The 13,700-nt window shown below is 45.5% G+C and carries 14 protein-coding genes; 7 read left to right on the plus strand and 7 right to left on the minus strand.

Features of this window, described 5'->3' with window-relative positions:
* Window positions 1–7 precede the first annotated feature (7 nt).
* The 6 genes from LZG73_RS22675 (at window position 8) to LZG73_RS22700 (ending at window position 7,063) form a co-directional block, all read left to right on the plus strand.
* The gene (locus LZG73_RS22675; RefSeq protein WP_233854798.1) at window positions 8–1,651 is read left to right on the plus strand and encodes a fatty acyl-AMP ligase; all 1,644 of its coding nucleotides are present in this window, start codon (window positions 8–10) and stop codon (window positions 1,649–1,651) included.
* 108 nt (window positions 1,652–1,759) lie between these two features.
* Complete coding sequence (locus tag LZG73_RS22680) at window positions 1,760–2,008, plus strand: acyl carrier protein (protein WP_233854800.1); 249 nt, start codon at window positions 1,760–1,762, stop codon at window positions 2,006–2,008.
* A 45-nt stretch (window positions 2,009–2,053) separates the two neighbouring features.
* Window positions 2,054–3,247: a cytochrome P450 gene (locus LZG73_RS22685; RefSeq protein WP_233854802.1), complete on the plus strand. Its 1,194-nt coding sequence runs from the start codon at window positions 2,054–2,056 to the stop codon at window positions 3,245–3,247.
* 7 nt (window positions 3,248–3,254) lie between these two features.
* Window positions 3,255–4,664 carry an MBOAT family protein gene (locus LZG73_RS22690; RefSeq protein WP_233854804.1) on the plus strand — a complete coding sequence of 470 codons (1,410 nt, stop codon included), beginning with the start codon at window positions 3,255–3,257 and terminating at the stop codon, window positions 4,662–4,664.
* A 32-nt stretch (window positions 4,665–4,696) separates the two neighbouring features.
* On the plus strand, window positions 4,697–5,668 hold the full coding sequence (locus LZG73_RS22695; RefSeq protein ID WP_233854806.1) for a hypothetical protein: 972 nt from the start codon (window positions 4,697–4,699) through the stop codon (window positions 5,666–5,668).
* Window positions 5,669–5,677: 9 nt separating this feature from the next.
* Window positions 5,678–7,063, plus strand: coding sequence for a sodium:solute symporter family protein (locus LZG73_RS22700; RefSeq protein WP_233854807.1), 1,386 nt, complete (start codon window positions 5,678–5,680; stop codon window positions 7,061–7,063).
* 2 nt (window positions 7,064–7,065) lie between these two features.
* Here LZG73_RS22700 and LZG73_RS22705 read toward each other — a convergent pair whose 3' ends face one another.
* From LZG73_RS22705 to LZG73_RS22715, 3 genes are all read right to left on the minus strand, one after another.
* Complete coding sequence (locus tag LZG73_RS22705) at window positions 7,066–8,067, minus strand: quinone oxidoreductase (protein ID WP_233854808.1); 1,002 nt, start codon at window positions 8,065–8,067, stop codon at window positions 7,066–7,068.
* Window positions 8,068–8,117: 50 nt separating this feature from the next.
* Window positions 8,118–8,696, minus strand: coding sequence for a TetR/AcrR family transcriptional regulator (locus tag LZG73_RS22710; protein WP_233854809.1), 579 nt, complete (start codon window positions 8,694–8,696; stop codon window positions 8,118–8,120).
* 85 nt (window positions 8,697–8,781) lie between these two features.
* Window positions 8,782–9,576 carry an SDR family NAD(P)-dependent oxidoreductase gene (locus LZG73_RS22715; RefSeq protein WP_233854810.1) on the minus strand — a complete coding sequence of 265 codons (795 nt, stop codon included), beginning with the start codon at window positions 9,574–9,576 and terminating at the stop codon, window positions 8,782–8,784.
* Window positions 9,577–9,630: 54 nt separating this feature from the next.
* On the opposite strand from LZG73_RS22715, the gene LZG73_RS22720 reads away from it, so the two are divergent.
* Entirely contained in the window at window positions 9,631–10,509 is an 879-nt protein-coding gene (locus tag LZG73_RS22720) for a PIG-L family deacetylase (protein WP_233854811.1), read from the plus strand.
* Between the two features lie 11 nt (window positions 10,510–10,520).
* Here the strand turns inward: LZG73_RS22720 and LZG73_RS22725 are convergent, their stop codons facing one another.
* From LZG73_RS22725 to LZG73_RS22740, 4 genes are read right to left on the minus strand one after another with little or no spacing between them, the layout of a single operon-like run.
* Window positions 10,521–11,291, minus strand: a complete 771-nt coding sequence (locus LZG73_RS22725; RefSeq protein ID WP_233854812.1) for a bifunctional 2-polyprenyl-6-hydroxyphenol methylase/3-demethylubiquinol 3-O-methyltransferase UbiG — start codon at window positions 11,289–11,291, stop codon at window positions 10,521–10,523.
* Window positions 11,288–12,208, minus strand: a complete 921-nt coding sequence (locus tag LZG73_RS22730; RefSeq protein WP_233854813.1) for a glycosyltransferase family 2 protein — start codon at window positions 12,206–12,208, stop codon at window positions 11,288–11,290. Before LZG73_RS22730 ends, LZG73_RS22725 begins: the two co-directional genes overlap by 4 nt.
* Window positions 12,205–13,302: a DegT/DnrJ/EryC1/StrS aminotransferase family protein gene (locus LZG73_RS22735; protein WP_233854814.1), complete on the minus strand. Its 1,098-nt coding sequence runs from the start codon at window positions 13,300–13,302 to the stop codon at window positions 12,205–12,207. The genes LZG73_RS22730 and LZG73_RS22735 overlap by 4 nt, the downstream gene beginning before the upstream one ends.
* Window positions 13,299–13,685, minus strand: a complete 387-nt coding sequence (locus tag LZG73_RS22740) for an FdtA/QdtA family cupin domain-containing protein (protein WP_233854816.1) — start codon at window positions 13,683–13,685, stop codon at window positions 13,299–13,301. The genes LZG73_RS22735 and LZG73_RS22740 overlap by 4 nt, the downstream gene beginning before the upstream one ends.
* Window positions 13,686–13,700 lie beyond the last annotated feature (15 nt).

Genomic DNA, 13,700 nt, shown 5'->3' on the forward strand with positions numbered 1-13,700 from the left:
TGGTTTCATGGATATCATTCAGAAACTTGAATTCTATGCAGGTCAATTTTCGGACAAGCTTGCATATGGTTTTGTAGGAAAAGATGGCGATCTCACACAAACGCTGACTTACAAAGCATTATTCGAAACGACATTGGCAGCCTCAGCGCAGTTTCAAGCCGCTTATGCCAGCCGTTCAAGAGCCATAATCCTGTTGCCAGCCGAAGCTGCATTCATCCAAACTTTCCTAGGCTCGCTGCAAGCCGGCCTCATTGCCGTGCCTTGTCCCATTGGCTATTCAGAACCCGCGATTTACCGAATTCTGAACATCATTTCAGATTGCAGCGCATCTGTCATCATTACAAATAGAAAAACCTACAAAATGCTTTTTCAGCGTCAGAACGCTGCCTCCAAAGCATTGCAAGATCGGAACATCAGCTGGTTTTTTACAGACGACCTTCTTGAACAAGCGGATCTTATTAACCCAATTTCAAGATCAACTGCCGACAACGAACCTGCTTATTTACAATACACATCTGGCTCAACCGGGCATCCCAAAGGCGTCATGATCAGTCACCCAAACCTTGTCGCCAACCTCAACGCGATCAACAATTGCTTCGGGCGCACGGAAATGGATTCGTCCGTAACGTGGCTTCCGCATTATCATGATATGGGGCTTGTTGACGGGCTTTTATCACCCATTTTCACCGGCGGAACCGGTTACGTAATCGCTCCGCTCCTCTTCATTACAAAACCGATTTTATTACTCGAAACCATTTCCCAATACAAAGCAGCCGTTTGCGGCGGACCGGGTTTCGGGCTCGACCATTGTGTTTCCAGAATAAAACCTGAGCAACTGGAAACATTGGATCTCAGCTCATTACGCGTTCTATATGTGGGCGCCGAGCCTATTCGAATTTCCAGTTTGGAAAACTTTACCGAAACAATGCAGATGACTGGCTTTAAGCGAGAAAGCCTTGTCCCGGCTTATGGCCTGGCCGAGGCCACATTGGCGGTGAGTTTACACTTGCACGGCACACCAATGGTTTATCAAAAAATATCAGCCTCAAATCCGAAAACCGTTGTCGCTTGCGGCCCGCCGGTTGAATTTACAGAGGTCGCGATTGTTGATACTGAACTGTTAACCATTCAAAGCGAAGGTGAAATCGGCGAAATCTGGGTTAAGAATGCGGGTGTTGCGCTCGGCTATTGGGAAAATCCTGCCGCCACACTGGCCACATTCCAGGCTTTTACAAATTGTGGAAATGGACCATTTCTCAGAACGGGCGATTTGGGCTTTATTTCAAATGGCAAATTGTTCATCACCGGTCGCAAAAAGGAGCTCATCATCATTCGCGGCACCAATTATTTCCCGCAGGACATTGAAGAAGTCGTGAGCGCGTGCCATGATGACATTCAACCGCATGCGACAGCCGCATTTTCTATTGAGACGGAACAGGGTGAAGAACTGATGATTGTAAGTGAAGTGCGTCGCGCCTCGCAGAATGACATTGAAGTTAGCGCAATCCACAACAGCATTGTCAGCAGCATTGGACTTGCATTTGGACTGGTGCCGCATAAAATTGTGCTTACGAGCATTGGTAAATTACCCAAAACGTCAAGCGGGAAAATCCAGCGGTTGAAGGCACGTGAAGTTTTCTATGACAATTAAGGTGTATTAAAAACGGCCATTCAATCATTTGCAGGCATTAATATCTTTAAGCCGAGATAAAATTCTTATTTTCACAAAATACAAATTGCCAACGCTCCTTTACCTGATATGAACAAAACATATACCGAAATCTCTGATTGGATTATCGAACGTATAGCACATCACGCGCAATTGCCTTCCAGCGAAATTACCGCCAACACTGAAATTGCAAGTCTCCGCATAGATTCGCTTCTGATGGTCAACATTACGTCGGAGCTGGAAGAATGGCTCGGCATGGAACTCAGCCCTTCTATATTTTGGGAAATGGGCACAATCGCTGCCACAACCGAATGGATATTGGAAAATCAGGAAGCCTGATTTCACTTAATAATAACAAGCTCAACGATTTAGAAATAATTTCCTATGTCCGTATCGGCAATTTGGTCCTCCCAAAACAAGGTCAGCGAGAATTACACAGAACTGATCGGCGACATTCGGAAAACCAATCCTGTTCATTTAAATCTGTTCGGCGACTTGGTCGTGATGGATTATAAAAATGTCAAAAAGATCTTTTCCGATTCTGAAAACTTCCAAAACTTCGATTTTACGGAGAGATTTAAGGTCGTTTCAGCCATCGCCAACAACGATCCTGTGCTTGCGGAGTTTGGTGAAAGCCTGCGTTACTGGCTCTTGTTCATGAACGGCGAGCAGCACGCAGCACATCGAAGATTGGTCAACAAAAAGTTTTATGAGGCCAATTACGAGCAGATTACATTTGATGCAATTCAGGACGTGATAACGGAATATAAAAATCTTGAAGAGGCTGATCTCGTAGAAATTTCCAGAAAATTCAGCTTTCTGGTTCTCAGTAAAATCGTCGGTTTGAAAAGTGAAGACTATGATTTTATTCAAAAGTTCTCCTACGTCATCACATTGATTTTCGAAAAAACACTCAATGTAAAAGATCTGCTTATATGCGCTGAAATGTCACGCGAGTTTCGTGGCTTCATGAGCGAAACCCTGACCCGGCAGGAAAAAGAGCTTACTAAAGGCTTATTGCTTGAAATGAAGGACATTATGGGCAGTTCAAGGATCAATGCATTGATCGGGACCTGGGAGTTTCTTGTGAATGCTGCTACGGAAACGACCACTTTGCTGCTTACCAGAAGCATTGCTGCATTGATTGAAAACCGCGACAAAAAGATAAACTGGGATACGCACGACGGCTGCGCGATTGCCGTAGAAGAGCTTATTCGCTACGTCAGTCCTGTCAACTGGATTCCACGGCAGGTAAAAGCGGACATGGAATTTGAAGGTTTGCAGGTAAGGAAAGGGAAAACCGTTCTGCTGGGCATTGCTTCCGCGAACCGCGACCCCGCTGTTTTTGGGAATCCGGAAACGTTTATCCCCACACGGAAACCCAATCCGCACATTGGATTTGGCTTTGGACTGCACCATTGCATGGGCGCAAGGCTCTCGCGATTTGAACTTCAAAAGTTTCTCCCAAAATTTATGGCCGCTTTTCCAAACATCCGGCTGCATCCCGACAAGCCTGGCGAATGGGATTCAAAAGTGTTTTTCCGAGGCCACAAGAATTTGCCCGTGCTTTTAAAATAGGAGCACGATGGTCAAATTTACCGATTTCACTTATTTCCTTCTGCTTCTCATTATCGTTGTGGCTTACTACAAAACGCCACACAATAAAAAATGGGTGCTTTTGCTGATTCTTAGCACATTGTTTAACGTTAGTTGGAGCGGATATTACGTTTTTGTGTGGTTTGGGCTTACCGTAATTTGTTACACAGCAGGAAAATATCTGGGTAATCCGCTGCATTCCAAAACACGAAAGAAAACGCTGCTCACCATTTCGATTATCGTTTGTCTGCTTCCGCTCCTGTTTTTTAAATATTTGATCCCGATCAACAACTCGTTTTCGCCCGTGGTTTTGAATTGGCTGGCACCCATCGGCATCTCCTATTACACGTTTCTGATCATTGGTTATCTCACCGATGTGCATCGCAAATACATCAAACCTGAAAATCATTTCGGTTATTTAGCATTGTATCTCGGCTTTTTCCCGACCATGCTGGCCGGGCCGTTGGAGCGTGCAAGGCAATTGATTCCGCAGCTGAAAAAACCCGTTGACTACGATCCCGACAACATCAGGGCGGGCATTTACTTCATTGTTTGGGGATTGTTTAAGAAATTGGTTTTAGCTGCTAGACTCGCGGATCACGTCAATCCAGTTTTTGATCAACCCGAAAAATACACGGCATTTTCAGTTACGCTGGGCATTCTGCTTTTTTCCATTCAGCTGTATTGCGATTTTTCTGGTTACACCGACATTGCCACCGGATCTGCGCGCTTGCTTGGCATCAGGCTCAGTAAAAATTTTGCAAACCGTTACTATTTTACGCCGTCGCGCACTGAATCCTGGAATTCATGGAACATTACAGTCACTTCCTGGTTTCGCGATTATGTCTTTTTCAACATTAGCAAAGGCGTCACCAACAAAACCCGGCTGGAATTCAACCGCTTACTTACATTTGTTATCACGGGATTGTGGCACGGACCAAGCTGGTCATTCGTCATTTGGGGATTTCTGCAATGGGCTTACATCAATTTTGAGATCAGGACAAAGCATTTTTGGGAGCGATTTTACAGCGGCGCCGGCCTCACGATCGGCTCTTCGACACACACAGTGATGCGGATCATCATTCGCTTGTTAACAGGAACATTGATCATGGGATGGTTCAGGGCCGCGGAACTTAACAGCGGCTTACGGCTTTACAGCGCAATGTTTGGCTTCGGCTCAGGCACAGTTTCGATTCTTACTTCCGGCTTTGGCCTGACGATCGCATTGTTTTTAGTGCTTGATTTTATCAACTATCAAATGGGTGAAAAAGAAGACATTGCATCATTTATGATGAAACGACCCGCTTTGGAGCGAAACGTTTCATTCCTTGTTTTAGCGCAGCTCGTACTGATTTTCGGGCAAACTTCGGTTGCAAATTTCTATTACATTCAGTTTTAAAACCTGATCCATCCGCGAAATCTGAATAGAGAATGGTCAAAAAGATATTGAAATGGATCGCATTGTTTCTCACCTTCAAGTTACTTTTCGTTTTGGTGGTTGCGCAACTGGGCCTCGATCCGCGGCGTGACATTGCAACACGTGAGCGCCTGTGCCAAAAGTTTGACCCCAATGTGGTCTTCATTGGAACCAGCCGCACATTATACGGTGTCAATCCCGCCCTTTTTGATTCGTTAAATGCTGGCAAAACGCGCAGCTATAACATGGGCTTGTTCAGCATTTCCTTTGCGCACGCCTTGCAAATCGCAGAAAATCTGATTGAAAACGAGCGGAAAACGAATACGATTTTCATTGAATTAAGTGCCCTGGATTACAGCACGATGCATCTGACGCCCAATCAACTTTTCCAGGATGTCTATTTCAGGAGCCGAGCGACTGGCTTTGCCTCAAACATGGATGACAAGGAAAAAGTAAGTGAATTCCTGACCGACCTCAACCTGACCCTCTTTCAAATCTTTTCCATTGCTCCTCAAATTGCAGCAATCAAAAAACTTGTCAAACCCGTAAAAGATCCCATCGAAGGCCCACCGCATTTGCAAGACAATGGCTTCCAAATCGTCGTTGACACATTAACGGGCGTGAATACAATGCTGATTAACAACCAGTTTTATACAAAAAAGCTGATCACTACGGACAGAAAGTCTACGCCAAACCTATATTATCTTTCCAGAATAAATGGAATCATTGCATTGGCCCGGAGTCATGGAAAATCGGTCGTTTTCTTCATGCCAAATAATTTTACGAAAGGCGAATTCGAGACATTGTCACACGTGATGCCATACATTCCTGAAGCAAATTTGATTTCGCTGCCCAAAGATTCCCGAATGGACGCTATCTTCAAGCCTGTGAATTTGTTTGATCCGCACCATCTCAATATGAAAGGATCAGCCATTTACACAACTTATCTGCACGCGCAGTTCATCCAAAAATCGCACGTTTTATAACCGACTTCTATGCTTGCTTTTGCAATTCTTGCTTATCTCCTCGCAAATCTCGGGATCGGATTGTGGGCTTCGAAAAGAATTTCGACCACGCAGGATTTTGTGTTAGCAGGCAGGCGCTTGCCACTCGTGCTGGCTGCATCGGCAACATTCGCAACCTGGTTTGGCTCCGAAACCATCATGGGCGCTCCCACAGAATTTGTAGAAAATGGCCTTCTGGGCGTAATTGAGGACCCTTTTGGTGCGTCCTTATGCCTGCTGCTGGTCGGATTATTTTTTGCGCGGCGGTTTTATAAAATGAACATTATCACGTTCTGCGACTTTTTCAGGATACGCTATGGGCGCAATGCAGAGCTCTTATCCGCAATCCTGATCATCCCCTCCTATTTCAGCTGGATCGCAGCTCAATTGCTCGCCATGGGCATTGTGCTGAAAGTTGTGCTTGGCTGGTCGCTGGTGACCTGCATTATAGGCAGTTCTTTCGTCGTGATCCTTTATACGATCTGGGGCGGCATGTGGTCCATTTCGATCACCGATTTTATGCAAACTATCATGATCATTGTCGGATTGCTCATTGTTGCTGCCGTGCTTTATGAAAAAGTGGGTGGCTTTACGCCGCTTATTAAAGCTGCGCCGCCGGGATTTTTCAAATTTTATCCAGACTTCACCTTCAAAGCGTCCGTCGAATATTTTGCCGCCTGGATCACCATTGGACTGGGATCAATTCCGCAACAAGATGTTTTTCAAAGGGTTATGTCTGCCAAATCGGCGAGTGTTTCCGTAAAGGCAACATTGTTATCATCGCTAATGTATCTCACTGTTGCGCTGCTTCCACTTTTTATAGGACTTTGCGGCCACCATCTTTATCCGGAATCGGATCACGACGGACAGCTGATCATTCCTAACATGGTTTTAAAGCACATGAGCGTTCCTTTGCAGATCCTCTTTTTTGGCGCGCTCGTTTCGGCAATTTTGAGCACAACCAGCAGCGCAATCATGGCGCCGGCCGCTGTTTTGGGTGAAAATATCTTTAAATTTTTTAACCCGAAAATGTCCGATCAGCAGCTTTTAAAAATCATTCGCCTCGGCATCGTCGTCATTACAATTGTCTGTATTTTCATGGCTTTGCGGAGCGACAGCATTTTCGATCTCGTTGCCGAGTCCTCTGCATTTAGCCTTGTTTCGCTGTTCATTCCCCTGGCGGCGGGCTTATATTGGAAAGCCACCAATGAGCTGGGCTGCATGCTTTCCATGATTTCCGGACTTATTGCCTGGCTCGGTTGCGCATATATCGCAACCGAATATCCTCCGCTGATTTACGGCCTGCTGGCCAGTCTGACGGGAATGATCATTGGAATTTTATGGGAGAAAGTCGTTGCGCAGCGCGTGGCTTCCTGATGTTACGGCACCAGGATCACCGACCCCGTTGTTTTTCTGGACTCCATGTCGCTGTGCGCCTGAGCCGCTTGTGAAAGTGGATATTGGGTGATGGCAAGCTTACCGAAAATGCCCGATTGCAATGCGGCGAATGTGTCCTGAGCAAATGTTTGAAGGCTTTCATAATCTGTAATGTAGGCGTTCAGCACAGGCGTAAGCATGTTAATGGACCTGGCACGCAATGCTGCATGATTGATCTGCTCGGGCTGGCCGGATGATGATCCATACAGCACAATCTTTCCGCCTTTGCGAATCTGTCCGACGGACTCTGCAAATGTATCTTTGCCTACGCCATCATAAACGACGTTAATGCCTTCCCCTTTCGTTATCTCGGCGACCGATTTCCCAAAACCTTCGCAATCGACAAGAAAGACGTGATCCACGCCATTTTCAAGTGCAGCCTGTTTTTTACCTTCAGAGCCGACCGTTCCAATAACCGTTGCGCCCAGTGATTTGGACCATTTGGTGACCAATGATCCCACGCCTCCCGCAGCCGCATGCACAAGCACAATGTCGCCTGGCTTGACCTGGTAAGTCTCCTTAACCAGCATTCTGGCTGTAAATCCTTTGACCAGCAATGCTGCGGCTTCTTCAAGCGTCACACCATCCGGGACATGCACCAGTTGGTGCGTTCCAACAATGCGGACCTCCGCATAAGCGCCCGGAATGAAATGATAAGCAACGCGATCACCGACCTTGAAATCCGTAACCCACGACCCCACTGCCTCTATAACACCTGCTGCTTCGATGCCGGGAATGTATGGAAATGCTTTAACAGGAAATGCGCCACTGCGAAAATATGTATCTACAAAATTCAGCCCGATGGCCGCTTGCCTGATCCGCACTTCTCCCGGACCGGGTTCACCGATAAGATCCTCAGTATAAGTGAGTACAGATGGATCCCCTTGCCTGTCAATGTGTATAGCGCTTGATCTATATGCTTCTTCTTTATTTAAATCTAACATAACCTTAACTTGAAATTATTGAATGAGCATTCAATAATTGACTGCTTAATTCACTTCTTTATTGATTTTACCAAAAATTCTGCTTGCTGCTTGACTAAATCCGCATCATTGTAAACGAGATAAAGCTGCCAGAAACCTGTAAAATTTGAAACGATAAAATTCGCAAGCATGGCGGGATCACGTTTCGCGCTGACCTCGTCTGCTTTTTGCGCTTTTTTGATCAACTCCTTCAACACGCTCACAATGCTTGTCGTGTTGTCTTTCAAAATTGTGTGCACTTCTTCATCCACCGAAGCCAATTCAAAGGCGGATTTCACGCCCATGCAGGTTTTCCCTTCCTCAATGGTCCGAAGCGCTGCCCGTTTTACAATTTTTTCAATGGCTTTCAATGGCGACTTGGTTGCATCCGCTGCTTTTACATATTCTTCAAGCAGATCGTCCGCATAACTTTTCAAACACCTGAGAAACAGGCTGTGTTTGTCGCCATATGTGTCATAAATGCTCCCGCGGTTCAGGCCCATTGTATCCACCAGATCCTGCATGGAGGTTGCCTGATAGCCTTTTTGCCAAAAAAGATCTCTTGCCTTTTCAAGCTTTTCTTCCGGTTCAAATGATTTGCTTCGTGCCATAGTAACCAGACAATTATTTCAGAATGAATGTTCCAGAAAACGTGCTTTTGTGCATTGAGTTTGAAAAGACAAGAGATCTGAACCGTCAAAGAATAAACTTGGCGACGCCTCCGTCTACTTTCAATGCGGAGCCATTGGTCCCGGATGATAGCGGGCTGGCAACATAAGTGACTAGGTTTGCGACTTCTTCAACAGACGCAAAACGTTGCAGCAATGAGCTTGGCCTTGCGTTTTTGAAGAAATCCTTTTCGGCTTCTTCCGCAGTAACCTGATTAGCCTCACCCAACTGTTTCACAAAATCCGCCACGCCTTCCGACTTGGTTGGACCGGGCAATACCGAGTTAACTGTTACATTTGAACCTTTGGTCAGCTCTGATAATCCCCTGCTGATGGACAATTGCGCCGTTTTTGTCATGCCGTAATGAATCATTTCTTCCGGAATATTCACCGCCGATTCACTCGAAATGAAGATGATGCGGCCCCAATCTTTTGCAAGCATCTTTGGAAAATAATGTCTCGACAAACGCACGCCGCTTAACACATTGACCTCGAAGAACTTGAACCAATCTGCATCAGCAATTTCGGTAAATGCCTTGGGCTCAAATATTCCTGCATTGTTAACGAGAATGTCAATTTCCGGCAACTTTTGCAGCAATGCATCAATTTCTTCAACTTTGGAAAAATCTGCCGCTATGCCAGATACGTTAGCATTGGGGACACTTTCTTGGAGGCGTTTTACGGCGTCGTCCACTTTGGAGGCGGTTCTGCCGTTGATTACAACGCTTGCGCCTTCTTTCAATAAATTTTGGGCAATGGCAAACCCGATTCCCTGGGTAGAACCGCTGATGAATGCGGTTTTCCCTTTAAGCTGTAAATCCATATGGTTATAAATGTTTGATGGCATTATAACACACCACTTTAAAAAATCGTCCGCATGAAAAACATTTATCTTCTCGCATTTTTAATCATTTCTCTGTCAACGTTTGCCCAAAGTCCAAGAATTCTGATTGTTACCGCGCATCCTGACGATGAAACAATGTTCCCGGTCACCATTTTCAAAATCACGCACGAGCTCAAAGGTTCAGCCGATCTTGCCCTGATCACCGACGCTTCGGGCGGTTATAATGGGCTCGTTGCCTCGTCCTATTATGGCATGAACCTAGTTGATTCTGTTGTGGGTCGCAAGCATTTGCCTTTAATCCGGAAAAAGGAAATTTTAGCAGCGGGCGACGTGCTCGGCATTGGCAACTTTTTCTTCCTCGACCAGCGCGACGATTATTATAACAAAAACGAGAAGCCTTATCTGGAAGGGAGAAATTGGAACATTAAATTCGTAGAAAGTCGGCTGGACGAAATTCTGGAACGCGGAAATTACGATTTTGTCTTTTGTCTGATCCCAAGCGAGAGCCAGCATGCACACCACAAAACCGCCTCCATCAGCGCCATTAGGGCAGTGCAACGTTATAAGGGTGCAAAAAAGCCGATCATTCTCGGTGGCCAAGCACAAAACAAAGGTTACACGCCCGGCTTCACTCGGCTAGACGGTTATCCAGAAACGGCCGTAAATTTGACAGCGCCCATTTTTGAATTTGACCGGACTTATGGTTTTGGCGAAGATAAAAAGCACAGTTATATGATCGTTGCCGATTGGGTCAAAGCCTGTCACAAGTCGCAGAGCGGCGATATGAACCAGGCCATGCACCGCGGCGATCTGGAAACATTCATCTATTTCGACATGAATGGCGCCGCACGGATTGGGGAAGTAAAAGAGTTGTTTGATAAAATAAATAACTCCGGATTTTCAAAAAAATAGACTTGTTCCGATCAGTTTTCAGGCGTCATTGTCATGAACAAGGAGCTGCCAAAAGGCGCTTTCGGGATGAGCAATTGTTCGGCTTTTGTGATGCCTTTCAAAACAGAATTGACTAACGCACCTGGAAATTTGACGTCCGAATCCAGGTGTTCGACGTCAATTTTTTGGTTGCGGATCTGATAATTCTGCCATTGCCGAACGGCCAGAATTGGCAATGATAATGCAAAAGGCCAGTAAGTGTTATGCGCAATGTTTAAGCCGGCAGCCTTCGCATAATGGGTGAATTGCTCAAACTTAAACCTCCTGAAACTTCCAACCGCCAGATCATGCGTGCCGGAAAATGCTTCGAAAGCATGAATGTTAATGATGATTAACCCATTCTTTTTCAGTTTCTTCCGAAATGCGATTAATGCCAAAACGATTTCCTCATCTGAAAGAAAATAGAGCGCATCGTTGCAGCAAATGACATCGAATGTTTCACCAGGTTGAAATGCTTCAACATTTTTCAGATCACCAAAGCCGACATTCAGGTTTCGCTCGCGAGAAAAATCAATGGCGTGTTGTGCGTAATCAAATCCTGTAAGGTTTGCGAATCCGGCGTCGCGCAGAAATGACAGCAATCCTCCCGTTCCACATGCTGCGTCAAGGATGCGCAAATCGGAATTCTTATCTCCAAAATGCTTTTTGATCCGGGCTAGGACTTTGCCATGCAGCACTTGATACCACCAGAGCGAGCGCTCAACCTCATACATGCGCTGATATTCCTGTCTGCTGTCAATCATAGGGCTTCGGCGCTGTTGTATTTTATAACATATTGCGGCTGACCGCTTTGTGCCATAAAACTCTTGCCAATATATTCCCCCAAAACACTTAGCAATGTGCATTGAATGCCTCCGATGAAAATCAATGCAGCTGTTACAACCTGCCAGCCTTTCGGATCGGGACCAATGATCCATTGTCCGGTGAGAAAGCAAAGCAGCAAAAAGCCAAACATAAACAAGCCTAGTCCGATTGGCATAAAAAGCCGGATAGGAAGTGACGAATAGCAAAATAATATGTTGAGAAACAGCGAAATAAGTTTTTTCCAGGTGTAATTGGACATTCCTTCTTCGCGCTTCAAATGTACCACCTGAACGGTTCCGATGTTCCTTGTGATCCTGAAAATAAGGCCGTCAATGTAGGGATAAGGACCCTGATATTTTGTGATTTCCCTGACAACTTCCTGTCGAATGAGCTTGAAACTGGACAAATAAAGATCTTTCGGCTTATTCAGCAAATAACTTGTAAGCCAGTTAACCAGCTTGCTTCCCAGGTTCCGTCCTACCGAATGTTCTTTTTTGGAATAATAAGTGTAAACCACATCATTATCACCACTTTCTGCCACTTTGATCAGTTTCAGGATTTCCTGGGGCGGATTTTGAAAATCGTCGTCAATCATCACGCAATAATCGCCATAGGCCCAGTTTAAGCCGCACATAACTGCATTAAATTCGCCGTAATTCCTGCGCAATGATATGAATCGAACATTGGAATAAAGATCCGCCAGTTGCTTGCAAACTTTTTCCGAGCCGTCCCTGCTCCCGTCATTCACCATGACAATCTCAAAAGTGACTTCCGATAACGCTGATTGCAAGGATTCTACGAGCGGCCTGATCGTTTTTTCGCTGTTGTAAACCGGGATGACGACGGATAACTTCATTGCGGATAATCAAAATGATTAACGGTTTGTATAATGTAGGCGACCTCTTCATCCGTCAGCACGGCATTCAGCGGCAGGCTGATGACCTGTTCATGAATTTGTTCTGTTATAGGCAGTTGCAAATCCTGATATTCCCTGAAAGCCTGTTGCTTGTGGATTGGCAGCGGATAATGCACATTCGTTTGAATGCCGTTGGCGTCAAGGTGCGCAATTAATTTGGAACGATCTGGATGCCGGATTACAAACAAATGCCAAGCATCGTCCTGAGTCCGATCACCTGGCGGCAAAACAAGATCCTTAACATTGATTTCACTCAAATAACGTGCAGCAATCGCTCTTCTCCGGTCATTTTCAGGATCTAAAAAAGGCAATTTAACATTCAATATCGCAGCCTGAATCTCGTCCAATCGACTATTAACTCCTTGGAAATCGTTTTTGTATCGAACGAGTGACCCATAATTTCGGAGATATCGCAGTTTTTCAGCCAGCGCTTCGTCATCAGTTGTAATGGCTCCCGCATCACCGAGTGCGCCAAGATTTTTGGTCGGATAAAAACTGAATGCAGTTGCGTGGGCAATGCTGCCGATTTTTTTGTTTTTATACACGGCCCCGTGCGCTTGTGCTGCATCCGTAATCACTTTCAGGCCGTGCTGTTGGGCCAGTTCCATAATTAGATCCATTTCACAACTGCGCCCATAAAGGTCAACAGCAATGATTGCCCGGGTTTTCATAGTGATTTTTTCAGCTATTTTTTCCGGGTTCAAAAGCATTGTTACCGGATCGGGCTCTACGAAAACGGCTTTAAAACCCAAATAGACGACTGGCAAAACGGACGCGATGTAAGTGTTTGCCGGGACAATCACTTCGCTATCCTCCGGAAAGTCGTAAGCCATCAGAATCAATGTAATCGCATCCAACCCATTAGCAACACCCACACAATGTGCTGCTTGGCAATAAGTTGCAAATGATTTTTCAAATGATTTGAGCTCATTCCCCAAAATATACCATCCCGAACGGATCACCTTGAGTGAGGCTTTTTCGATGGCTTTAAGATAAGGCGCATTAACCTGGTTTAAATCCAGAAAAGGGATCATTGGGATACGATCTGTTTCAGCATATATGGCTCATCGATGTAATCGGCAATGTCATAATATTCATTGGAAAGCACCAGAAGGATTGCGTCTTCCGAAAATGAGTCCATGATATGCCAGTCTTTCGGTTCGAGAATGAGGCACGAGGCAGGATCATCGAGGATGAAATATTCCTCTTTTTCTCCATCGTTGGAATAAACCCGGCAGCTTCCATGAATGCATATCAAGGCATTCCACGTTTTGTGATGCCTGTGTCCCCCGCGCTGCGTCTCGCCAGCTCCATAAATGTAAAATACACGCTTGATCGTGCCCGGGATTATCTTTTCAAAGACGGTCAAATTGCCGGCACCGGTGTTAAAGGTGTTCAGCTCAACTAATAACGGCATATGAGAGTTTACAGA

Source organism: Dyadobacter sp. CY326, assembly GCF_021390515.1.
Lineage (GTDB): Bacteria > Bacteroidota > Bacteroidia > Cytophagales > Spirosomataceae > Dyadobacter.

Coding starts and splice junctions, on each gene's coding strand:
- LZG73_RS22680 (WP_233854800.1), top strand. CDS start 1,760: ATGAACAAAACATATACCGAAATCTCTGATTGGATTATCGAACGTATA.
- LZG73_RS22700 (WP_233854807.1), top strand. CDS start 5,678: ATGCTTGCTTTTGCAATTCTTGCTTATCTCCTCGCAAATCTCGGGATC.
- LZG73_RS22740 (WP_233854816.1), bottom strand. CDS start 13,685: ATGCCGTTATTAGTTGAGCTGAACACCTTTAACACCGGTGCCGGCAAT.
- LZG73_RS22710 (WP_233854809.1), bottom strand. CDS start 8,696: ATGGCACGAAGCAAATCATTTGAACCGGAAGAAAAGCTTGAAAAGGCA.
- LZG73_RS22715 (WP_233854810.1), bottom strand. CDS start 9,576: ATGGATTTACAGCTTAAAGGGAAAACCGCATTCATCAGCGGTTCTACC.
- LZG73_RS22730 (WP_233854813.1), bottom strand. CDS start 12,208: ATGAAGTTATCCGTCGTCATCCCGGTTTACAACAGCGAAAAAACGATC.
- LZG73_RS22685 (WP_233854802.1), top strand. CDS start 2,054: ATGTCCGTATCGGCAATTTGGTCCTCCCAAAACAAGGTCAGCGAGAAT.
- LZG73_RS22690 (WP_233854804.1), top strand. CDS start 3,255: ATGGTCAAATTTACCGATTTCACTTATTTCCTTCTGCTTCTCATTATC.
- LZG73_RS22675 (WP_233854798.1), top strand. CDS start 8: ATGGATATCATTCAGAAACTTGAATTCTATGCAGGTCAATTTTCGGAC.
- LZG73_RS22705 (WP_233854808.1), bottom strand. CDS start 8,067: ATGTTAGATTTAAATAAAGAAGAAGCATATAGATCAAGCGCTATACAC.
- LZG73_RS22695 (WP_233854806.1), top strand. CDS start 4,697: ATGGTCAAAAAGATATTGAAATGGATCGCATTGTTTCTCACCTTCAAG.
- LZG73_RS22720 (WP_233854811.1), top strand. CDS start 9,631: ATGAAAAACATTTATCTTCTCGCATTTTTAATCATTTCTCTGTCAACG.
- LZG73_RS22735 (WP_233854814.1), bottom strand. CDS start 13,302: ATGATCCCTTTTCTGGATTTAAACCAGGTTAATGCGCCTTATCTTAAA.
- LZG73_RS22725 (WP_233854812.1), bottom strand. CDS start 11,291: ATGATTGACAGCAGACAGGAATATCAGCGCATGTATGAGGTTGAGCGC.